Origin of the sequence: Acinetobacter schindleri (assembly GCF_010918895.1) — a bacterium.
In the GTDB taxonomy this organism is placed as follows: Bacteria; Pseudomonadota; Gammaproteobacteria; order Pseudomonadales; family Moraxellaceae; genus Acinetobacter; species Acinetobacter schindleri.
Window position 1 is genome coordinate 217,700 of the sequence record NZ_CP044483.1, and the last position, 20,898, is coordinate 238,597.

At 45.4% G+C, this 20,898-nt stretch carries 19 protein-coding genes; 9 read left to right on the top strand and 10 right to left on the bottom strand.

Annotated elements, in window-relative coordinates; genetic code table 11:
• Positions 1 to 8 precede the first annotated feature (8 nt).
• Both FSC11_RS01005 and FSC11_RS01010 read left to right on the top strand, forming a co-directional pair.
• The gene (locus FSC11_RS01005; protein WP_163164641.1) at positions 9 to 668 is read left to right on the top strand and encodes a riboflavin synthase; all 660 of its coding nucleotides are present in this window, start codon (positions 9 to 11) and stop codon (positions 666 to 668) included.
• Between the two features lie 109 nt (positions 669 to 777).
• Entirely contained in the window at positions 778 to 1,323 is a 546-nt protein-coding gene (locus tag FSC11_RS01010; RefSeq protein WP_004896401.1) for a VTT domain-containing protein, read from the top strand.
• A gap of 59 nt (positions 1,324 to 1,382) precedes the next feature.
• Here the strand turns inward: FSC11_RS01010 and blhA are convergent, their stop codons facing one another.
• From blhA to FSC11_RS01025, 3 genes are read right to left on the bottom strand one after another with little or no spacing between them, the layout of a single operon-like run.
• On the bottom strand, positions 1,383 to 1,973 hold the full coding sequence (gene blhA, locus FSC11_RS01015; RefSeq protein WP_163164643.1) for a cell division protein BlhA: 591 nt from the start codon (positions 1,971 to 1,973) through the stop codon (positions 1,383 to 1,385).
• A 29-nt stretch (positions 1,974 to 2,002) separates the two neighbouring features.
• Complete coding sequence (locus FSC11_RS01020) at positions 2,003 to 2,410, bottom strand: DNA polymerase III subunit chi (protein ID WP_004896398.1); 408 nt, start codon at positions 2,408 to 2,410, stop codon at positions 2,003 to 2,005.
• Positions 2,403 to 3,851, bottom strand: a complete 1,449-nt coding sequence (locus tag FSC11_RS01025; protein ID WP_163164645.1) for a leucyl aminopeptidase — start codon at positions 3,849 to 3,851, stop codon at positions 2,403 to 2,405. Before FSC11_RS01025 ends, FSC11_RS01020 begins: the two co-directional genes overlap by 8 nt.
• Before the next feature lie 162 nt (positions 3,852 to 4,013).
• Here FSC11_RS01025 and lptF point away from each other — a divergent pair, with 162 nt between their 5' ends.
• The 4 genes from lptF (at position 4,014) to FSC11_RS01045 (ending at position 9,057) form a co-directional block, all read left to right on the top strand.
• Positions 4,014 to 5,114: an LPS export ABC transporter permease LptF gene (lptF, locus tag FSC11_RS01030; protein ID WP_163164647.1), complete on the top strand. Its 1,101-nt coding sequence runs from the start codon at positions 4,014 to 4,016 to the stop codon at positions 5,112 to 5,114.
• A gap of 2 nt (positions 5,115 to 5,116) precedes the next feature.
• Complete coding sequence (gene lptG, locus FSC11_RS01035; RefSeq protein WP_004810149.1) at positions 5,117 to 6,187, top strand: LPS export ABC transporter permease LptG; 1,071 nt, start codon at positions 5,117 to 5,119, stop codon at positions 6,185 to 6,187.
• A 124-nt stretch (positions 6,188 to 6,311) separates the two neighbouring features.
• Complete coding sequence (gene gpmI, locus FSC11_RS01040) at positions 6,312 to 7,862, top strand: 2,3-bisphosphoglycerate-independent phosphoglycerate mutase (RefSeq protein ID WP_163164649.1); 1,551 nt, start codon at positions 6,312 to 6,314, stop codon at positions 7,860 to 7,862.
• 22 nt (positions 7,863 to 7,884) lie between these two features.
• Positions 7,885 to 9,057 carry a S41 family peptidase gene (locus FSC11_RS01045; RefSeq protein ID WP_163164651.1) on the top strand — a complete coding sequence of 391 codons (1,173 nt, stop codon included), beginning with the start codon at positions 7,885 to 7,887 and terminating at the stop codon, positions 9,055 to 9,057.
• Between the two features lie 26 nt (positions 9,058 to 9,083).
• Here FSC11_RS01045 and FSC11_RS01050 read toward each other — a convergent pair whose 3' ends face one another.
• Genes FSC11_RS01050 through gacA form a run of 3 tightly spaced genes read right to left on the bottom strand, consistent with a single transcriptional unit; the run spans position 9,084 to position 12,776 of the window.
• Positions 9,084 to 10,502 carry a sigma-54-dependent transcriptional regulator gene (locus FSC11_RS01050; protein WP_008306852.1) on the bottom strand — a complete coding sequence of 473 codons (1,419 nt, stop codon included), beginning with the start codon at positions 10,500 to 10,502 and terminating at the stop codon, positions 9,084 to 9,086.
• 23 nt (positions 10,503 to 10,525) lie between these two features.
• Positions 10,526 to 12,091, bottom strand: a complete 1,566-nt coding sequence (locus tag FSC11_RS01055) for a two-component system sensor histidine kinase NtrB (RefSeq protein ID WP_163164653.1) — start codon at positions 12,089 to 12,091, stop codon at positions 10,526 to 10,528.
• A gap of 49 nt (positions 12,092 to 12,140) precedes the next feature.
• The gene (gacA, locus tag FSC11_RS01060) at positions 12,141 to 12,776 is read right to left on the bottom strand and encodes a response regulator transcription factor GacA (RefSeq protein WP_004896390.1); all 636 of its coding nucleotides are present in this window, start codon (positions 12,774 to 12,776) and stop codon (positions 12,141 to 12,143) included.
• Positions 12,777 to 12,998: 222 nt separating this feature from the next.
• Here gacA and FSC11_RS01065 point away from each other — a divergent pair, with 222 nt between their 5' ends.
• Complete coding sequence (locus tag FSC11_RS01065) at positions 12,999 to 14,054, top strand: serine hydrolase (RefSeq protein ID WP_026056747.1); 1,056 nt, start codon at positions 12,999 to 13,001, stop codon at positions 14,052 to 14,054.
• A 64-nt stretch (positions 14,055 to 14,118) separates the two neighbouring features.
• Here the strand turns inward: FSC11_RS01065 and thrC are convergent, their stop codons facing one another.
• The 4 genes from thrC to xerD all read right to left on the bottom strand — a co-directional run bounded on the left by thrC (position 14,119) and on the right by xerD (position 18,577).
• Positions 14,119 to 15,258, bottom strand: coding sequence for a threonine synthase (gene thrC, locus FSC11_RS01070; RefSeq protein WP_004810136.1), 1,140 nt, complete (start codon positions 15,256 to 15,258; stop codon positions 14,119 to 14,121).
• Between the two features lie 56 nt (positions 15,259 to 15,314).
• A complete protein-coding gene (locus tag FSC11_RS01075) occupies positions 15,315 to 16,619 on the bottom strand; it encodes a homoserine dehydrogenase (protein ID WP_004810134.1) in 1,305 nt (434 codons plus the stop codon).
• Between the two features lie 127 nt (positions 16,620 to 16,746).
• Positions 16,747 to 17,562 carry a DsbC family protein gene (locus FSC11_RS01080; RefSeq protein ID WP_103799971.1) on the bottom strand — a complete coding sequence of 272 codons (816 nt, stop codon included), beginning with the start codon at positions 17,560 to 17,562 and terminating at the stop codon, positions 16,747 to 16,749.
• 97 nt (positions 17,563 to 17,659) lie between these two features.
• On the bottom strand, positions 17,660 to 18,577 hold the full coding sequence (gene xerD, locus FSC11_RS01085) for a site-specific tyrosine recombinase XerD (RefSeq protein ID WP_163164655.1): 918 nt from the start codon (positions 18,575 to 18,577) through the stop codon (positions 17,660 to 17,662).
• Between the two features lie 174 nt (positions 18,578 to 18,751).
• Between xerD and FSC11_RS01090 the strand changes: the two genes are divergently transcribed.
• Entirely contained in the window at positions 18,752 to 19,012 is a 261-nt protein-coding gene (locus FSC11_RS01090) for a FeoA family protein (protein ID WP_004810128.1), read from the top strand.
• Positions 19,009 to 20,865, top strand: coding sequence for a ferrous iron transporter B (gene feoB / locus FSC11_RS01095; protein WP_163164657.1), 1,857 nt, complete (start codon positions 19,009 to 19,011; stop codon positions 20,863 to 20,865). The genes FSC11_RS01090 and feoB overlap by 4 nt, the downstream gene beginning before the upstream one ends.
• Positions 20,866 to 20,898 lie beyond the last annotated feature (33 nt).

A 20,898-nucleotide genomic window follows, 5' to 3' on the forward strand; every position in this document is an offset into this window, starting at 1 on the left:
AATAGAAAATGTTTACAGGTATTATTGAAAGCCTCGGTAAGGTCGAAAGCCTGCAAAATGTCGGCGGTGATGTACGCTTACGTATTCAGACTGATCTGGATATGACCGATGTCCATCTGGGCGATTCAATTGCCACCAATGGCATTTGCCTGACTGTAATTGACTGGGGTGACAACTGGTATGCTGCAGACGTGTCTCGAGAAAGTTTAAATCGAACCACACTCGGTAACTGGAAAGCAGGTCAACCTGTAAATGTTGAAAAAGCCATGCTGCCAACCACACGCTTTGGCGGGCATATTGTGTCTGGTCATGTCGACGCGGTGGGCGAAATCACGGTAGTGCATTCTGATGCCCGTTCCATCTATTTTGAAGTGACAGCACCTGCTGAAATTGCCAAGTATCTGGCAGAGAAAGGTTCAGTCACAGTAGATGGTATCAGCCTGACCATTAACCATCTGCGTGGCAATATCCTCAGTTTAAACCTGATTCCACATACCGCTGAACGAACCAATATTGGTACCTGGAAAGTCGGGACCAAAGTCAATCTGGAAGTCGATGTGCTGGCACGTTATATCGAGCGTTTGTTGCTGGGTGACAAGGCTGCTGAAACCACACCACAGTCAAAAATCAGTATGGATTTTTTAGCTGAACATGGCTTTTTAAAATAACTAAACTGCCTAAAGACTCAACGGTCTAATTGAAAAATTAGACTGTTTTTTTATTTTTCGGGATAATCCTGACTTCACTTTACGATTTTAACCCCAGCGGACAGGTCGAATGCTCGATTTCTTACTAAACCTGGAACAGTCTTTGCCGATATTGCTTGAGCAATATGGGGTGTGGATCTATGCCATTTTATTCCTGGTGATTTTTGCAGAAACGGGATCTGTATTTTGCTTTTTCCTGCCGGGAGATAGCCTGTTAATTGCAGTCGGTGCGCTCTGTTCTAGTAGCGATTTGATTACGCTACATTCTATGGGATTACTGCTATTTACTGCGGCAGTGCTGGGCTATACCGTCAATTATTACACTGGTAAAGTGTTAGGCTTAAAATATTTCAATCAACATTCGCGTTTCTTTAAACCCGAATATTTGACTAAGACCAATCATTATTTTATGAAGCATGGCGGCAAAACCATCTTGATTGCACGTTTCATTCCTTTTGTACGTTCGTTTGCTCCATTTGCTGCCGGTTCGGGTCATATGAGTTTTATGACTTTTACGCTTTACAATCTGGCTGGAGGCGTATTGTGGATTGTAAGCTTACTGGGCATAGGTTATATGGCAGGTAATGCCGCCTTTATGCTGGCAGATTTTTTCTAGATGTGAATAAATAGAAAAGCCCACCTTTGTGGGCTTTTCTAGGCTTATTTCTAAGTCAATTAACGCTTTTGCAGAATGTAATCAATTTCTTCACGGGCTGCAGTACGTAAGCGGTTACGCAGCTGTACCAAAGTTTCCTCGATCGCAGTTTCGGCTTCAAGTTCCAGACGTAATCGGGTACTTTCCAGTTCTGACAGAATCTCAGTATCATCAATTTTGATTTGGGCGGAATTTAAAATCCGATTTTGCTCAAAACGTGCCGTATAATTCAGGACTTCAGCATTCAGGCTGTCCCGTAATAATTCTAGGGTACGTGTCTGCTCTGCATATTTACGTTCTTCATCCAGCTTCATCTGCTCGATATACGCCTGCTCCTGAGCACGCTTATCAGCCAGCGCTTTTTCAAGGGCCTGCTGTTTACGAATCCGTGCTTCTTCAATCAGTTCCGCTTTACGTTGTGCATAAGCTTCCTCAATTTTACGCTCGGATTCTTTTTGCATTTGCTGGTCATGTGCCAGCCATTCCTGTAATGATGTCTCTGGCTGAAGTACGTCGCAGATACGCGCGAGGTCATTAATAAAGGTCTGACGCACAGCTTCAGGCACATTTAACCAGCGCTGTTTGAAATCTGGACCAACATTTAATGCCACGGGCATCTCCTTATGAGGTTTAAGTAAGGCTACAGTTTATAAGTTTTCGGCTCAATACCCAGTCGACGGTATTGCTTAAACTTTTCACGGCCGAGTTGCTTGGCCGTTTCGTTGTTTTCAATAATCTCAATAATGTGACTAAATTTAGCGTAAGGTTCAAGTGCTTCAGGAGTAAAATTAAAGATAATCCAGTCTTGTTGCTCAGGCAAGCTTGCAGAGATACAGACACTGGCCTGTGGCTGGTCAATACCATGCGGGATGAAAGCGGTAGGATCAAACGTCCACAGATGTTCATCCAGCTGTTGCTGCAAGTCAGCATCGCCACAGAGTAACCAGATCCGTTCCGGCTGACGCAGAATCTTGCGGCATAAACGGCAGGTACTTTCGACCTGCCGTTCAGGGCTTTTTTCAAATAAATAAAAGCTGACTTTAGCCATTCTTTTGAACACGGTTCGCCAGGAATTGCATTAATAATGGCACTGGACGACCTGTTGCACCTTTATTGGTGCCTGAATTCCAGGCTGTACCTGCGATATCTAGGTGTGCCCAGCGGTAGTCATGGGTGAAACGCTGCAGGAAGCAAGCTGCAGTCACAGAGCCGGCCTTAGGACCACCAATGTTGGCAATATCTGCAAATGGAGAATCCAGCTGTTCCTGATAATCATCCAATACTGGCATACGCCATACGCGGTCAAATGAAGTTTGACCAGCAGCTTCAAGTTCAGCGGCCAGTTCATCATCCGGCGTGAACATGCCAGTCAGGACTGAACCTAGTGCAACCACACAGGCCCCGGTCAAAGTTGCAATATCAATCACGAGAGTAGGGTTAAAGCGTTTTACGTAAGTTAAAGTATCGCAAAGTACCAGACGACCTTCTGCATCAGTATTCAGAATTTCAACCGTTTGACCGCTCATCGTGGTGACAATATCGCCTGGACGAGTTGCTTTGCCAGATGGCATGTTTTCAGCAGCGGCAATGGTACCCACAACATGAATATCTAAACCAGATTCGCATAATGCACGCATGGTACCCAGCACTGAAGCTGCCCCACACATGTCGTATTTCATTTCGTCCATGCCGGCACCTGGCTTCAGGGAAATACCGCCGGTATCGAAGGTAATCCCTTTACCGACTAAAACGACGGGTGCTTCACTACGTTCTGCATGATATTCGATGGTAATGATACGTCCTGGACGGTCTGAACCTTTGCTCACCGCCAGGAAAGAGTGCATTCCCAGATCAGCCATTTGCTGTTCATCCAGTACATTCACTTTAAGCAGTTTTGGATATTCAGCCGCTAAAGCCAGGGCCTGTTCCGCCAGGTATTCCGGGAAACAAATATTGCCTGGACGGTTACCCAAGTCACGTGCTAAGTTTTGGCCGGTTTGCACTGCCTGAAGCAATTGCAGCTGTTCTGCAGTTACTGGACTGTCAGTTGCAATCAGGTTGATTTGCTCAAGTACAAATTCATTTTTCTTGGATTTGAATTCATCAAAGGCATACGCAGCCTGGGTCAGCAATAGTGCAAAAACGTTATGAAATTGGGCTGGCAGGGCAGAAATGTCTACGCTGATCTGCTGGAATTTTTTCTGTGCTGCTTTTACGATGGTTTGCGCAACTTTCGTCAGTTTGCCCGGCTGTAGTTCAGCAGTCTTGCCCAAGCCAACCAGACAGGCGTTGGCACTCGCTGGAACATTACCAACTAATGCCAAGGTTTCATTTAAACCTGCTTTATATTGTGTCGCTGTGGTGATTTCTTCGAACTTGTTAATCTGATAACTGGCAGCTGACTGCTGAAGTTGCTCAGAATCCACAAGAATTAACAGATATTGGCTGGATGCATTCTCTTGGAATGACGTATTAATTGTCAGTTTCATATGCGTTTATTTAAGCCTTATAAAATTTGCAACCATTAAACCATTGAAACAATTTCCTGAACAGGGTTTCAATGTTCAACTCAAGTATCGGTTTTATATTTTTAAGCTTAACATTCGGGTAAACTATGACAAGTTTTTACCCTGTATTCTGGAAGATTTAATTTGATTATTCGGCGTTATCTGGTCAAGCAAGTTGTATCAACATCCTTGGTTGTGATTGCCTTATTGACCTTGATCATGATGGGTGGTCGACTGATCAAGTACTTCGGTGTGGCAGCACAAGGACGTCTGGATGCAGGCATTCTGTTCAGTATTATTGGTTATCGTTTGCCTGAATTCCTGACCCTGATTTTACCTTTAGGTTTCTTTATTGGTCTGATGCTGGTATTTGGCCGGCTCTATGTCGATCATGAAATGGCAGTCATGAATGGTAGCGGGGTCAGTCGCAATCAGCTGGCACGATTACTCATTCCGATGACTTTAGTATTTCTAGTCGTTCAGGCATTTTTAATGCTCTGGGCGGCACCGTGGGGTATTCGTCAGTTTGAAGCATTGACCAATGAGCAGGCAGTACGGACGGGTTTTGATCTGGTACGGCCGAAAGAATTTATTTCCTCTGGACCCTATACCATCTATGCAGGTGATCTGTCTGAAGACCGTAAAAACCTCAAAGATATCTTTTTCTATCAACGTGCAGAACGTGAAGGCAAACCAGATGTCATGATTCTGGCGCAAGAAGCGACCCGTGTAGAAGTGGCAGGGGACACCGCCAATGTGGTGGATCTGGTCAATGGTCGCCGTTATGAAATTTTTGCCGGCATGCCGAAATATACCCAAGCGGAATTCGAGACTTATCGTCTGCGTCTGGAAAATGATAAAGAAGCCAAGTTTGAAAGTGCTGAGGTTGAAGCGTTGCCGACTTCGAAACTCTGGGAAAACCGCGATGATCCTGTGGTCGCCAGTGAGCTCGGTTGGCGAGTATTTGTACCATTTGCGATTATTGCGGCGCTGATGCTGGCCAATGCCTTGTCTGAAGTGAGTCCACGTCAGGGGCGCTATCTTAAACTGTTTCCAGCACTCTTGATCTTTGCCAGCCTGATTGTGGCTTTAATGGCAGTAAAAACGCGCGTCAGTAAAGAGGAAATGGGGATCTGGGCTTATCCAATGGTCCTGATTTTCTATGGTATTGCTGCGGCTCTATTTGCACGTAAGCAAAAGCTGGCGCCGAAAATCAAGAAACAGATTCAACGAGCGAGGTTTTAATCATGCTGGCACGTCGTATCGTTGCAAAACATGTGACCGGAACCACTGCACTTGCTATGCTCGGTGCAACAGCCGTATTGGCCGGTCTACAGGTATTATTTACTTACTTGGGTGAACTGGGTTCATTAAAAGAAGGCTACGGTGCCTGGCAGGCATTAAAATATGTGCTATGGGGCGCGCCAAATTATCTGTATGAAATCCTACCAATCTCTGCACTGATTGGTGCTGTTCTCGGCTTAGGTACACTCGCTTCTAACAGTGAGTTGATTGTGATGCGTTCGGTTGGGGTCAGCCTGTGGCGGATTGTCGGCTGGGTAATTCGTTCGGCATTACTCCTGGTGATTTTATCTTTTGCTTTAAGTGAATGGGTAATTCCGTATACCAATGAGCAGGCCAAAGCGGTGAAGAGCTACAACAAGCCTGTAAAAATCGGTGAGGTTAAAGGCTACTGGACCCGTGAAGGTCAGCGTTTTATCTACATTGACTATGCTAATGCCAAAGGTGAGCTAAAAAATGTACAGATGCTGGACTTTGATGAAGATTATCGTCTGCGCGGTACGCTAAAAGCCGAGCAGGGTGACTTTATCAAGGATGGTGCGTGGACTCTGCAGAATACGCAGGAAATGAATATTCTGCAGAATGGTAATGCCACGCTGATAACACATTCCGAACAGCCGCTGGCCTTAGCGCTGCAACCGAAGTATGTGCATATGGTGACCATTGACCCGGAGGATCTATCGCCTAGTCAACTGGTCAGTTTCATGAGCTATATGCATGAGTATAGCCAGGTACCAAAGACCTATGAACTGGCTTTCTGGCAGAAAGTCGGCTCGCCATTTGCTCTGATTGCATTGGTGGTGATTGCCTGTTCCTTTATTTTTGGACCGCTACGTCAACAATCCATGGGCTTTCGCCTGGTGATTGCATTATTTGCAGGTTTAGGCTTCTTCTATCTGCAGGACTTCTTGGGTTATGCGAGTTTAGTCTATGCACCGTCACCAGCATGGTTTGTGTTTATTCCAATTATCATCATGTTTGCAATTGGTGGTTATCTACTGCATCGGGCACGCTAAGCCACAAGAAAATAGAAGAAATCAATCGCAGTGAGAGGCTTAAACCATGGTGTAGTCATGGCCTCTCACTGCAAAATTAGTTAAAATAGAACGATTAATTCGTAAACGAACAAGAGTATTCATTATGACGGATGCAACTGCTGGCAAAATCCCTCACGTATTGGTAATTATGGATGGTGTGGGTCATCGCGAAGCGGTCGAAGACAATGCGTTTTTAGCGGCTAAACGACCTCATTTAACTGCTATGCAGGAAAAGCATCCGCATGGTTTGATCTCTGGTTCTGGTGAAGATGTTGGTCTGCCTGATGGTCAGATGGGTAACTCTGAAGTCGGTCATATGAACCTGGGTGCTGGTCGTGTGTTATATCAGGACTTTACCCGTATTACCAAAGATATCCGTACCGGTGCGTTCTTTGAGCATGAAGTACTGATTGATGCGGTAGAAAAAGCCAAAGCATCAAATGGTGTCGTACATATTATGGGCCTGTTGTCTGAAGGTGGTGTGCACTCACATGAAGACCATATCGTCGCGATGGCAGAGCTGGCATTAAAATGTGGTGCCAAAGTCTATCTACATGCTTTCCTGGATGGCCGTGATACGCCGCCGAAAAGTGCACAACCATCATTAGAAAAATTAGATGCTGTTTTTGCTCAATATCCAGGTCAAGGCCGTATTGCCACCATGATTGGCCGTTACTTTGCCATGGACCGTGACAACCGTTGGGATCGCGTGGAACAGGCGTATCGTTTGCTGACTGAAGGTGAAGCATTTCGTACGGCAGCCACTGCAGTAGAAGGTCTTGAACAGGCGTATGCAGCAGATGAATCCGATGAATTCGTGAAAGCGACCCGTATCGGTGATATAGCTGCCATTCAGGATGGCGACAGCGTAGTCTTCATGAATTTCCGTGCGGATCGTGCGCGTGAATTAACCCGTGCTTTTGTTGAGAAAGATTTTACCGGTTTTGAGCGCAAAGTTGTGCCAAATCTGGCGAAATACGTGATGTTGACCCGTTATCAGGCAACGATCAATGCGCCTGTAGCATATATGCCAGAAGCGCTAGTGAACTCGATTGGCGAATATTTATCAAACCTGGGTAAAACCCAGTTACGTATCGCAGAAACTGAGAAATATGCACACGTGACTTTCTTCTTCAGCGGCGGCCGTGAAGATGAATATCCAGGTGAAAAACGTATCCTGATTCCATCTCCAAATGTAGCAACTTATGATCTCAAACCGGAAATGAGTGCATACGAAGTGACCGATGAACTGGTTACAGCGATCAACTCAGGTGAGTTTGACCTGTTGGTGGTGAACTATGCCAATGGCGATATGGTCGGTCATACCGGTGTATTTGATGCAGCAGTCAAAGCAGTGGAAGCAGTAGACACTTGCTTAGGTCGTGTTTATGAAGCCGTGATGGCGCAAAAAGGCCATATGATTATTACTGCAGACCATGGTAATGTTGAGCAGATGCAGGACTATCAAAGTGGTCAGGTGCATACCCAACATACGACTGAACTGGTTCCGTTTATTTATGTGGGTCCAACTTCGGCAACGATTGCAGAAGGCGGTGTACTGGCGGACGTGGCGCCAACATTGTTAAGTCTGATGCAACTTCCGGTGCCAGCAGAAATGCAGGGCCGTAACTTAATTGAGCTGAACGCTTCATAAAAAAATATCAATAGGATAAAGAATGGCAAAATCACAGCAGAAGTCAGTTGTAATCGCAAGCTTACTGATGTGTTTGAGCCATTCGGCATGGAGTGCTGGGTCTCAGGGTCCAGCACTCGATGATATGGTCATGGACCAGCAAACCTATAGCGAAATTCCGGTTTCTTCGATTCAGGAATTCGTGCAGATTTATGGCATTGTCAAAGATAATTATATTCAAGATAAAAATGACGATGCATTATTCCAACAGGCAATTCGTGGTCTGGTCGGTGGTTTAGACCGCTATTCCCGTTATCTTTCTCCAGAAGACTTCAAACAGCTCCGTCAATATACCGAAGGCGATCTAGCCAGTATCGATTTTGACCTGCAGTTTAATCCGCAATTGAAGCAGTGGATGGTACAGGGACTCAGTCCAGATGCCGACTCTGCCAAGCAGGGACTGCGTAATGGCGTGACAGTTTACAAGATTGATGATCAGATCTTAAATACGCTGAAGCGCGAGCAGGTTCGGGATTTGCTCAGTGGCGCGATAGGCTCTACTTTAAGCATTCAGCTTTCTGCGCAAAGTGCGCCGGTGACGCTGGTTCGTAATATTAAAGTAGATACCGAGATTAAATCGACCTTGTATAATAATCAGGTGCTGGTCTTGCAAGTCAAGGTCTTCCAGCAGGACACAGCCAACGAAATTAAACGAATTATTGACAGCTATTCTGGTCAACGTTTAAAAGCCGTGTTATTTGATCTACGTAATAATCCAGGTGGCCTGCTTTCGGCAGCGGTAGAGTCTGCGGATCTATTCCTGAATCAGGGCATTATTGTCTCAACCAAAAGCCGGGCAGAAGGGGATCAGCAGTTTCAGGCTTTACCAGGATTTGAATTTCAGAATCTGAAAATTGGAATCTTGATTAATAACCGTTCTGCCTCTGCAGCCGAAGTCTTTACCGCTGCCTTGAAAGAGCATAACCGTGCCTGGGTGGTCGGTGAAAAAAGCTATGGTAAAGGTGTGGTGCAGAAACTGTTTCCTCTTAGCAATGGGGCGGCGTTACAAATGACGGTATCGCAATATTTCAGCCCCAGTGGTCAGCGTATTGAGGGTCTTGGTGTGCAGCCTCACCTCAGTTATCCGCTTGGCGTTGAGATGAGCGAAGAAAGTTATCTGGATCACATCACTGAATTATTGCTTTTACAAAAATAATGAAGGGGGCATAGCCCCCTCATCAATCATTCTTCTTCATCGGTATCGAGCCCAAATTTCTTCAGACGATAACGCAGCGAGCGGAAAGACATGCCCAACTTTTTTGCGGCAAGCGTACGGTTCCAGTGAGTCAGATTCAATGCATTTAGCAAAATTTCTTTCTCGATTTTCTCCATATACAGTTCAAGACCTTCTTCAGGCAGTTTTTTCGGTACGATAAAAGTGTCAGTAGTGTTACTCGACTCGGATGCTATATTCGATGTGATTTCGGAAGTCACAAAACTCTGGCGTAAAGGTGCAGTTTGCAAATGCTGGATATCAATTGTGTCTTCATCGCTGAGGGTAATTGCTCGCTCGATGATATTACGCAATTCCCGGACATTTCCTGGATAGTATTGAGTCAGTAACTGCTCTTTGCTACGTTCAGTCAGGCGTTTCACAGGGATTTGCCATTCCTGACAGATCTTCTGAATAAAGTGTTCAGCCAGCAGCAGAATGTCATTACCACGCTCACGTAATGGTGGCAACACCAGATCCATCACATGAATGCGGAAGAATAAATCCTGACGGAATTTACCTTGCTGTACCTGTGCTTCCAGGTCCTGATGACTGGCGCTGATGACGCGAAAATCCACATCAATTTCGATATCTGAACCTAAAGGGCGAATCCGTTTTTCCTGTACTGCACGTAGCAGTTTGACCTGCATACTGAGTGGAAGCTCTGCAATTTCATCCAGAAATAAACTGCCGCCATGTGCAGACTGGATCAGGCCCTGTTTGTCCTGCATGGCGCCAGTAAAGCTACCTTTCTTGTGCCCGAACAGCTCACTTTCCATCAGTTCAGCTGGAATTGCGCCACAGTTAATGGCAATAAAGGGTCCTTCACTCCGGTTACTGAGGCGATGGACCAGATTTGCCACTACTTCCTTTCCAGTTCCAGATTCACCGGTGATAAATACAGGGGCTTGAGAGCGGGCAATTTTATGCAAGGTCGTACGTAATTGCTGAATCGGCTTGGACTGGCCAATCAGCATTTTATATTCTAGGGTATCTTGCTGATTGGATTGGTAATCTACTGGCTTATTTAGTGCTTTTTGCAGTAACTGTTCCAGATGTTTCTGATTAATCGGCTTACTGACAAAGTCAAAGGCACCTGCCTTGAGTGCAGCAATAGCAATATCCATATTGCCATAGGCAGTTAACACAGCAACCGGTAGGGAAGGATGATGCTCACTGATAAATTCCAGTAGCTGCAAGCCATTACCATCAGGTAGATTCAAGTCCGTAAGGCAGGCATCATACTGATGATCTGCCAGGCGTTTTTTAGCATCCTCCAGACGATGGGCGATATGCGTGCGAATTCCCATACGCATGAGCGACATCTGCATGAGCGTACAGAGATCTTCTTCATCATCGACCAATAGTACCAGTGGTTGTTGTTCCACACGTTTCCCCTTAAATTCAAAAATTAAACAGTGATGCGCTGGCAGCTAATCCGGAAGCAGGCACCCTGTTCTTGTTGTATATAATTCAGCTGGGCCTGATTGGCCTCACAGAAACTGTGGGATAAATATAGCCCTAGTCCTGTACCATTAATTGAAGTGCTGAAAAATGGTTTAAACAGCAGACTCTGATCGGCAGGCGCAACACCCTGACCAAAATCCCGTACATCAATCCAGACTTTATGTTCATAAGGATGAACTTTTAATTCTACGTAGCCTACGGCTGGATCGTTATGCCGCACGGCATTACGCAATAAATTGACCAATACTTGACGTAGCTGGGCTTCATCAAACTGGATATCCAGTCGCATATCAATATTCAGCTTAATCTGATCAGCAATATCAGCCAAATCCTCATGGATACATTGTGGAATAAATTCATTCAGCTGAATAGATACTGGATGAGTCTCTTTATTCTTCACCATATTCAGCGTGTCTTCAATAATCCGGTTGATTCGTGTTGCCTGTTTGCTGATCATGCCATGCAACACCTGCTGCTGGTCCTGTTCACAACCAGGTAACAGATCATTGGCTTGAACAATCGCTGCAAGCGGATTACGAATCTCATGGGCAATACTGGCAGAAAGTTGCCCGAGTGCCGCCAGTTTTAATTGCTGGACTTGTTGATTAAGTTTTCGCGCATCTTGCAGCACCAGCAACATTAAAGTTTGATGCGGTACAATCAGTTTTTGTACTTGAACATGAATATTGAAACGGCTTTGCTGGGATTCAAACTGAAAGCGTTCGCCATTTTCCAGATCTTCAAAGCGGATCAGCTCAAACAGATCTGGTTGTGACTGGTACAATGGAAACGTGTCATGTGCATACATTTGCTGGATGCCAAGCAAGTGGCAGGCAGCAGGATTACTCAGCACCACATGACAGTTTTCATCGAGGACCAGATAGCCAGTTTCAATCTGTTCCAGAATATAACGGTTAATATTTTGTAGACGATAAAGTTCCATGGACTGGGAAAAATTGACATTTTCCAAGATCTGGAAACGTCGGACTGCAATTTGCCCGATGCCATAGACCACAAAAAACATGAAAGCCAGTATGGCGCTATTGCCGATATTACCCAGAGAGGAAACGGTAAACAGGCTGGTGATGAAATGCTGGTAAATCACACTGATGACCGCAATCAAGGTAATCACCAGCGCTTTTTGTGCATTCAGTAAAATGGAAGCGGCAAAGATAGTAATCACGAATAGCATACTGAGCTGTAGATTGGTGCCATTCGTGGCCAAGGTCAGCAGGCTGAGTGCACAGACATCGACAATAAAAATACCGGTCAGCTGTTGCTGAACAAATTTCTTAAAATACTTCAGAACAAAAAGCTGGAACAAGGCGATAGCAATGAAGCTACTCAGTACATAATGATACAGCTTGGGATATTCTAAATCGCTGGTGTGCTCAGGATAAGTGAGCACGAAAATCAGCAGTAAACCAGTACTGATGATCAGGCGGTATGCCGCATACCAAGTGCCCAGCAGATATTGATTAAGCTCTGAATAAGAAGATCGCTGCGACATAGAACCTTTTTTGTTTTTTTAAGTTTTATTAAATAGAGGGCATAAAATATTAAGGTTTAATCAGACCATAGCGCATTGCTAGATGGGTCAGTTTCACATCGCTGTCGATATTAAGTTTTTCAAAAATACGGTAACGGTAGGTATTTACAGTCTTAACACTCACAAAAAGTTTATCCGCAATTTCCTGGGCACTAATGCAGTTGACAACCATCATAGCAACCTGCATTTCGCGTTCGGACAGGGAGTCAAATGGAGATTGCTGTGTGTCAGATAAATAAGAACTCGCTAATTGCTCGGCAATATCTGCACTAAAGTATTTGCCGCCCTGCATGACTTTATTAATAGCACGTACCATCTCGGTAACAGGTGCACCTTTGGTGATATAGCCTTTGGCACCTGCTTTGAGTAACAGCGATGGATAAGGTTCTTCAGCAAGGCCGCTGACAGCGACAACTTTAGTATCTGGGGCTGTCTGTAGCAGTCGACGCGTGGTTTCAACACCACCAATGCCCGGCATATTCACATCCAGGAGCACTACATTCGGATGATGCTGACGCACCAGAGTAATTGCTTCTTCACCAGATTCAGCTTGTCCAATGACCTGAACATCAGTGTGGTCTTCAAGCATTCTACAGATGCCAGTACGCACCAATTCATGGTCATCTACAACTAAAACTGTGATCACGTATACTCTCCCTTAGATGAAAAAAATCATTTTTTTTGTTACACAACGCAAAATAAGCTTGCAATGAAACTACAAAATTAGCAATCCTACAGACATGTCATATTGAACTGTATCACGCAGTGTAGAGATCAATAATTGTTCTGCATTGTGGTAAATGTAATGTAAGCCATATTAGAGGTAATACGCAAATCAATCTTACCTCGTAAGTTGGGTGAAGGAATAGTGAAGAAAACACATAAGTCTTTGATGCATGTACTGGGTCTGTCGCTGGCAGTCAGCATGAGTACGACGACGAGTTTTGCTGAAATTATCATGAATTCGTCAGCAGCGGCCCCTCAGTCTAGCCTGAGCTGGTCTTCTGAACAGGCCAACCAGTTCTTGAGTGATGGATCGGATGCCGATGATGAGCCTTCTCCGCTTGGCTCTACGACAGTCACCACGACCATCCGTAGTCAGAATGGTCAAGCAGTACAAGAACCTGCCAAAACTGTACAGATTCTGGATACCAAGACCTATGGCACGCAGCCATCTGTCAATGCGCGTTCAGCGCTGGTAATGGACGCGCAGACCGGTGAAGTGCTGTATAGCAAGAACAGTAATACAGCAGTGCCGATTGCATCGATTACCAAGCTGATGACAGCAGTGGTGATCTCTGATGCACGTTTAAACATGAATGAAAAAATCACACTACAACAGGGTGATTTTTCATGTTCAGGTTGTAAGAGTTCAAGCTCGACGTTACGTGTCGGAGACACGATGAATCGTGCTGAAGCTTTATTGTTTGCACTGATGAAATCTGAAAACCCGGCTGCAGCAGCGTTGGCACGTACCTATCCAGGTGGTCGTAGTGCTTTTATTTCTGCCATGAATAGTAAAGCCAAAGCATTGGGTATGAATTCAAGTAAATTTCTGGAATCTACCGGATTGCATCCGGGCAATAAGTCATCTGCAAGAGACTTGGGGATTCTGGTAAACACCGCTTCGCAATACGGCTTGATCCGACAGTTCTCAACCACAGCAAGTTATGACTTTAACTTGGGTTACCGTGTGTTGAAATCGAATAACACCAATGCGCTGGTACGTAATGGTGGCTGGAATATTAATATTTCTAAAACCGGTTTCATCAATGAAGCTGGACGTTGTGTAGTGATGCATACCACCTTAAATAACCGTCCAGTAGTCGTAGTGTTGCTTGGAGCAGATTCATCTGCTGCACGTACCAATGATGCAACACGTCTCATGACTTGGGTGTCTAGTTTGCCGAAACAGCGTGTTTAAGCTTTTATAAAATATTTAAGTCATAAAAAAGCCCTGCAGATGCAGGGCTTTTTGATTCTGTCTCTTACATATTAGACAGAATAGAATCGCGTACTTGATCCAATGTTGCATCGATCGATAGCATTACTGCATCAGAACATTGTTTGATTGCAGTATCGGGATCTTTCAGACCGTTACCTGTCACAGTACAAACAATTACTGAGCCTTCAGCAATCTTGCCAGCTTTAATGTCACGAATTGCACCGCCGATAGACGCTGCAGAAGCAGGTTCTACGAATACACCTTCGTACATGGAAAGTAGACGTTGTGCTTCAAGAATTTCAGCATCAGTCAGTTCGTCGAACCAACCTTGAGAATCACGAACAACCGCTTTGGCATGGTTCCAGCTTTGTGGATTACCAATACGGATTGCAGTTGCCACAGTTTCAGGGTTTTCTACTGGTGCACCACGTAGGAATGGTGCAGCACCAGCCGCCTGGTAACCGACCATTGTCGGAAGACCTTCAGGTTTAGGACCGGTGAAGGCATCTGTTGCAGGATCATAAACCACTTGCTCAAACTGATCAGCAGGTTGGTTGGCAACGGCTTCGGTATAACCCATCCAGTGTGCAGTGATGTTACCTGCGTTACCGACAGGTAGGCAGTGGTAGTCAGGCGCACGGCCCAGCTCATCTACGATTTCGTAAGCAATGGTTTTTTGACCTTGCAAACGGTATGGATTGATTGAGTTCACGATCGTCACCGGAGCTTTATCCGCAATTTCTTTCACCAGACGCATACCATCGTCAAAGTTACCGCGGATTTGCATAGTGATTGCGCCATACATCATCGCTTGTGCCATTTTACCCATGGCAATTTTGCCTTCAGGAATTAACACAAACGCTTTCATGCCTGCACGTGCAGCATAGGCAGCCGCAGCAGCAGAAGTGTTACCTGTAGAGGCACAGATAATGGCTTTTGAGCCTTCTTCAGCGGCTTTGGTCACCGCCATGGTCATACCACGGTCTTTAAATGAACCAGTCGGGTTTAAGCCCTCGTACTTCACATAAATTTCAACATTTTTGCCAATAATGCGCGGAATATTCGCAAGCTTAATCAGTGGTGTATTACCTTCGCCTAGAGAAACAGCAGGGGTAGTTGCAGACACTGGTAAACGGTCGCGATAGCGGTCAACTAAACCAGTATAACGATTGGCATTCGACATGATGATGTTCCAATTGTGTGTAGAGCTTGGTGAGGAGTGTAAACCCCTCAACCCGATTAATTATCAAGCGATTCTAAACGAATTCGCACAATTTCGCCATGAATGACAGGAAGAGCTTGAATTTGCTTTAACGCTTCATCCATTTTCGCTTCCTTGACTGGATCAGTCAGGATCACGATAGGAATAAGGTCTTTTAAGCGAGACTGCTGCATGATGGCATCAATACTAATACCGTTACGGCTCAGAATAGAGGTCACTTCTGCAAGAACGCCGGTTTGATCTTCAGCGTTAATACGGATGTAGTAGCCTGTGGTCATTTCTTCACGAGGAAGAATTGGCAAGTCGCTTAAGCTTTCAAAAGCCAGTTGTGGAATTGTTCCTGCGCCATCCTCAGTGTAAGAGATGTCACGCACGATATCCACCACGTCAGCGACTACAGCAGATGCTGTAGGACCAGCACCAGCGCCAGCACCATAGTACAGTGTAGGGCCAACGGCATTGGCTTGTACCAGGACTGCATTTTTCACGCCATTTACATTGGCGATCAGTTGCTCCTCAGGAATCAGGGTCGGGTGAACACGAAGTTCAATCCCTGTTTCTGTACGACGAGCAATACCGAGGTGTTTAATACGGAAACCTAAGTCTTCAGCATATTTTACATCTTGAGCCGTGATTTTGCTGATGCCTTCGGTGAAGACTTTATCAAATTGCAGCGGGATACCAAATGCAATCGATGCAAGTAAGGTTAGTTTATGTGCGGCATCAATACCTTCAACGTCAAAGGTTGGATCTGCTTCAGCATAACCCAGTTCTTGCGCTTCTTTCAGTACATCTTCAAAAGCACGGCCTTTGTCACGCATTTCAGTCAGGATGAAGTTACCTGTACCGTTAATGATGCCCGCCAGCCAATCAATTTTGTTGGCAGCCAAGCCTTCACGCATGACTTTAATAATCGGGATGCCACCTGCCACCGCTGCCTCGTAAGCAATTTGCACAGCGTTGTCATCAGCAAGTTTGAACAGTTCATTACCGTGTTCAGCGAGCAAAGCCTTGTTCGCAGTCACGACCTGTTTGCCATGCAGGATAGCTTCTTTAATGACTTCATAGGCAGGATGAATACCACCCATCACTTCAACCACAACATCAACATCTGGCTGACGTACGATCTCTAGCAGGTCAGCACTTTGCTTGATACTGTCATCGAGTTCCAGGTCAGGACGCGGACGACGGGTACCCACATAAGTAATTTGAATTTCACGACCGGTGCGACGTTTAATCTCAGCAGCATTTTGTTTTAATAGTTTAAGGGCACCACCACCCACAGTACCAAGACCGAGGATTGCCAGACGAACTGGTTTCACGTCACACTCCAAATATAAACAGTTTTTTACGAGAGCCTAGATCATAGCTAAAAAAACGCGCTGACTCTAGGGTGATCTCAGAATATCTTTATGTATAACATAAAGTAAAATAACTTATTAAAATGAGTTATTTAAGACGGTCCAAAAGTTCAGCGGTCGACATATAACCACCCAGGTAAACACCTTCTGAACTATAGACACCCGGGGTACCGTTCACACCGATATTCAGACCCATTTGATATTGATCTTTCACAGGATTTTGACAGGTTGCTGGTGTAATTGATCCACCGGCAATGGCGGTATCGAAGGCAGCACGACGGTCAGCACTACACCAGATTGCTTCCATGGCTGGCATATGCTGCTCACCACGTGGCCACGCGATATAACGTACCTCAATGCCTTTATTGTTCATTTCATCCATCTGTTCGTGGAATTTATGGCAGTATGGGCAGCTAACATCGGTAAAGACATAGATAACATGCTTGGCTTTGTTGCCTTTGGCAGGGTAAATCAACAGGTCTTCTGCTTTTAGTGCTGCAAAGATTTTCTTGTTTACATCGGATTGCAGGGTTTCGCTGACATTATGCAGCTGTTTGTCACCCAGACGGATCACATCACCTTGAATGATGTATTTACCATCACTAGTCGCATAGACAGACGACATGCCTTCCAAGCTAACCCAGAACAGATTGGGTACTTCAGTGGTTTTAACGCCAGTGATTTTTGCCTTAATACCAGCCTTTTTGAAGTGACCTTCCAGGGTTGAGATCAGACGTTGCTGAGCATTACGTTCTGATACGGTAGATGCTTCACCCGTCGCTGGTGCACTTGCAGTTAAAGTATCTGACTTTTTATCGTTTTGATTAGAGTTGGAGCAAGCAGTAAGACTGAAACCTGCAGCAAGCATACATGCGATAAACAGACTGGAGCGGGCAAATGTCATGGATAACCCTTTTTGTTCTTAGATAAAAATAGATGCCTAGCATAACAAAAAAATAGTTTGCAGGTTGAACTTCTCTGTACACGTTGTCAGTTCAGGTTCAGGCCCGGGGATGATGTGATGCATGCAGCTGCTGCATACGCACTTGTGCCACGTGGGTATAAATTTGGGTGGTCGACAGGTCACTATGTCCCAACAGCATCTGCACGACACGTAGATCTGCACCATGATTCAATAAGTGGGTGGCAAAGGCATGACGCAAGGTATGGGGAGAAAGCTCTGCCTGAACACCGGCCTGTAGTGCGTAACGCTTGATCGCATACCAAAAATTCTGTCGGCTCATGATGCCACCATGCTGGGTCAGGAACAGATAGTCGGTTGCTGTCTTGTACAATTGCGGACGTGCTTCATTCAGATATTTCTCGATCCATTCGCAGGCGACCTGCCCCATGGGTACTAATCGTTCTTTGTTGCCTTTACCTACGATACGCAGATAGCCTTGTTTTAGGTTAATCAGTTCCAGTCGCAGGTTGAGTAATTCTGTCACACGTAATCCACAGGCATAGAGCACTTCCAGCATCGCCCGGTCACGTAAACCCAACGCAGTATTGATATCCGGTGCATTGATTAGTGCTTCAACATCGGCTTCAGAAAGATCTTTGGGCAGGGCACGTCCCAGTTTTGGTGTCTTGTGTGCAGCAACCGGATTGTCATTTCTCAGCTTTTGTTCACGCAAGAATTTATAAAATGAGCGCAGGGCGGACAAACAGCGTGCAATTGAACGTGGACTTTTTTGCTGTTTGGTCAGCTCAATCAATACATCCGAGACATCATCATGATCCCATTCTGGTAAGGCTTTAGTTAGGCAACTACTGCATTGAATTAAATCAGATAAATAGGCATTCCGCGTATGAGGACTTACGGTTTGTGCAATCAGATAGTCACGATAGCCATGCAGAAACTGGGCATTTTCCGGAATCTGGACAGGAGCGGGAATACGGGGTTTTTTATTCAACATAGGATGAAAGAATCTGATCTAAAAAAGCGATAATGAGTATTGATATTCTCCAATGTAGTTTAATTTTATTACAGTGTCGATGTGATATAAGCTAAATCGGTTTGTAATTAATCTTATTTGTTAATTATTCTCATTTGTTTGTATACTGTACAAAATAGTTTAGGAATTTTCGCGGTGCGTTTGTCGGATTTGAAAGTGAAGCAAACAGCTATCATTCGAAAGGTTAATCGAACTACTGATGGCGAGGGCGCTCAACACGATGTCGTGGCGAGTCGCCTGGAAACGTTGGGTTTTGTGCCTGGCACAGAAGTGCAGGTCATTACCAAAGGTATTTTTGGTGGGGATCCGATTTTAATTCAGGTCGGTTTTACCCGTTTTGCCCTGCGTAAGTCAGAGGCAGCCAAAATTGAAATTGAAGCTGGAGTGTCGGCATGAGTGATGCCTTACGTATTGCCCTTGTCGGTAACCCTAACTGTGGTAAAACCTCATTATTCAACCATTTAACAGGTACACGTCAAAAAGTTGGCAACTATGCCGGAGTGACAGTAGAACGTAAAGTCGGTCACTTTACTTTGCCATCGGGCAAGGCTGTGCGTGTACTGGATTTACCGGGCACTTACAGTCTGGATGCTACCAGTCCGGATGAAGCGATTACCCGTGATGTTGTACAGGGCAAAATTGCAGATGAAGAACAGCAGGATGCATTCCTGTGTGTGGTCGATGCCACCAATCTGAAACTGCATCTCGGTCTGGTTCTGGAAATGATCCAGCTCGGCCGTCCAGTGTTACTCGTTCTGAACATGATGGACGAAGCACGCCGTCGTGGGATGCAGATCAATACCCAGAAATTGTCCGAGCGTTTAGGTGTACCTGTCGTTGAAACGGTTGCAGTGCGCAGGTCAGGTGTTGAGAACCTGATGAATGCACTGGATCAGGGAAAATATGCTGTTCCAGAGACTGAAATGACCGGCTTAAGCGGTGACGGTCATCACAAAGTTGAAAGCATCCTGAAAGATGTGGTGAACTTTGTAGATCAGGAAGACAAGCGTACCGATTTTCTGGATAAAATTTTCCTGCATCCGGTACTCGGTCTGCTTAGCCTGGCGGTGATGATGTTTGTGATCTTCCAGGCGGTATTTGCCTGGGCGGCACCCTTCATGGATGGGATTGAAACCTTCTTCGGCTGGCTCGGTGAGGTAGTCGGAGATAACATTGCCCATCCTTTGCTGAATAGTCTGCTCGTAGATGGGATTATTGCCGGTGCCGGCGGCGTTGTGGTGTTCCTGCCACAGATTCTGATCCTGTTCTTCTTTATCTTGGTATTGGAAGAATCCGGTTATCTGCCACGTGCTGCATTCCTGCTAGATAAATTGATGTACAAAGCCGGTCTTTCTGGTCGTGCCTTCATTCCATTGTTGTCGAGCTTTGCCTGTGCAATTCCGGGCATCATGGCGTCACGTACCATTAGTGATCCACGTGACCGTTTGACCACAATTTTTGTAGCACCCTTGATGACCTGTTCAGCTCGTCTGCCGGTATATGCATTGCTGATTGCTGCATTCATTCCATCACAGTCGGTCTGGGGTATTTTTAACCTGCAAGGCCTGGTGCTGTTTGCTCTATATATGGCAGGCATTCTAAGTGCACTGATTGTTTCGTTTGTGTTGAAGTTTTTCAGCAAAGACAAATCAGAGCATATGCTGCTAATGGAACTACCAAGTTATCGTTTTCCAGATATCAAGAACGTCTGGATTGGTTTGCTGGATCGCGGCAAGATCTTCTTGAAGCGTGTTGGTGGCATCATCTTCGCATTGTCGATTCTGCTGTGGTTCCTGTGTACCTTCCCGCAACCGCCTGAAGGTGCCACGTTGCCAGATATTGATTATTCCTTTGCCGGGATGATTGGTCATTTTATCCAGCCGATCTTTGCACCGTTGGGCTTTAACTGGCAGATCTGTATTGCACTGATTCCGGCAATGGCAGCTCGCGAAGTGGTTGTGGCCGCACTGGGTACAGTTTATGCCTTGTCAGCAGTTGATGAAGATGCGATGTCTGAAGGGCTTGCAGCTTTGATTAGCGGTGGCGGTGACTTAGGCTGGACACTGGCAACCGGTTTATCGTTACTGGTCTGGTTTATCTATGCGCCGCACTGTTTGGCAACTTTGGCAACGGTAAAACGTGAAACAGGTTCATGGAAAACTGTGGGCTTTATGACAGTTTATCTGTTTGGTCTGGCATATATCATGTCATTCCTGACTTATCAGATTGCTTCACACTATTTCGGTTAATACTGACTGAAACAGCACAGTGAAGGGGAGATT

Excerpts from the sequence above, each read along its gene's own strand:
- FSC11_RS01005 (WP_163164641.1), top strand. The coding sequence starts at position 9 with ATGTTTACAGGTATTATTGAAAGCCTCGGTAAGGTCGAAAGCCTGCAA.
- FSC11_RS01010 (WP_004896401.1), top strand. The coding sequence starts at position 778 with ATGCTCGATTTCTTACTAAACCTGGAACAGTCTTTGCCGATATTGCTT.
- FSC11_RS01020 (WP_004896398.1), bottom strand. The coding sequence starts at position 2,410 with ATGGCTAAAGTCAGCTTTTATTTATTTGAAAAAAGCCCTGAACGGCAG.
- FSC11_RS01025 (WP_163164645.1), bottom strand. The coding sequence starts at position 3,851 with ATGAAACTGACAATTAATACGTCATTCCAAGAGAATGCATCCAGCCAA.
- lptG (WP_004810149.1), top strand. The coding sequence starts at position 5,117 with ATGCTGGCACGTCGTATCGTTGCAAAACATGTGACCGGAACCACTGCA.
- gpmI (WP_163164649.1), top strand. The coding sequence starts at position 6,312 with ATGACGGATGCAACTGCTGGCAAAATCCCTCACGTATTGGTAATTATG.
- FSC11_RS01045 (WP_163164651.1), top strand. The coding sequence starts at position 7,885 with ATGGCAAAATCACAGCAGAAGTCAGTTGTAATCGCAAGCTTACTGATG.
- FSC11_RS01055 (WP_163164653.1), bottom strand. The coding sequence starts at position 12,091 with ATGTCGCAGCGATCTTCTTATTCAGAGCTTAATCAATATCTGCTGGGC.
- thrC (WP_004810136.1), bottom strand. The coding sequence starts at position 15,258 with ATGTCGAATGCCAATCGTTATACTGGTTTAGTTGACCGCTATCGCGAC.
- FSC11_RS01080 (WP_103799971.1), bottom strand. The coding sequence starts at position 17,562 with ATGACATTTGCCCGCTCCAGTCTGTTTATCGCATGTATGCTTGCTGCA.
- xerD (WP_163164655.1), bottom strand. The coding sequence starts at position 18,577 with ATGTTGAATAAAAAACCCCGTATTCCCGCTCCTGTCCAGATTCCGGAA.
- feoB (WP_163164657.1), top strand. The coding sequence starts at position 19,009 with ATGAGTGATGCCTTACGTATTGCCCTTGTCGGTAACCCTAACTGTGGT.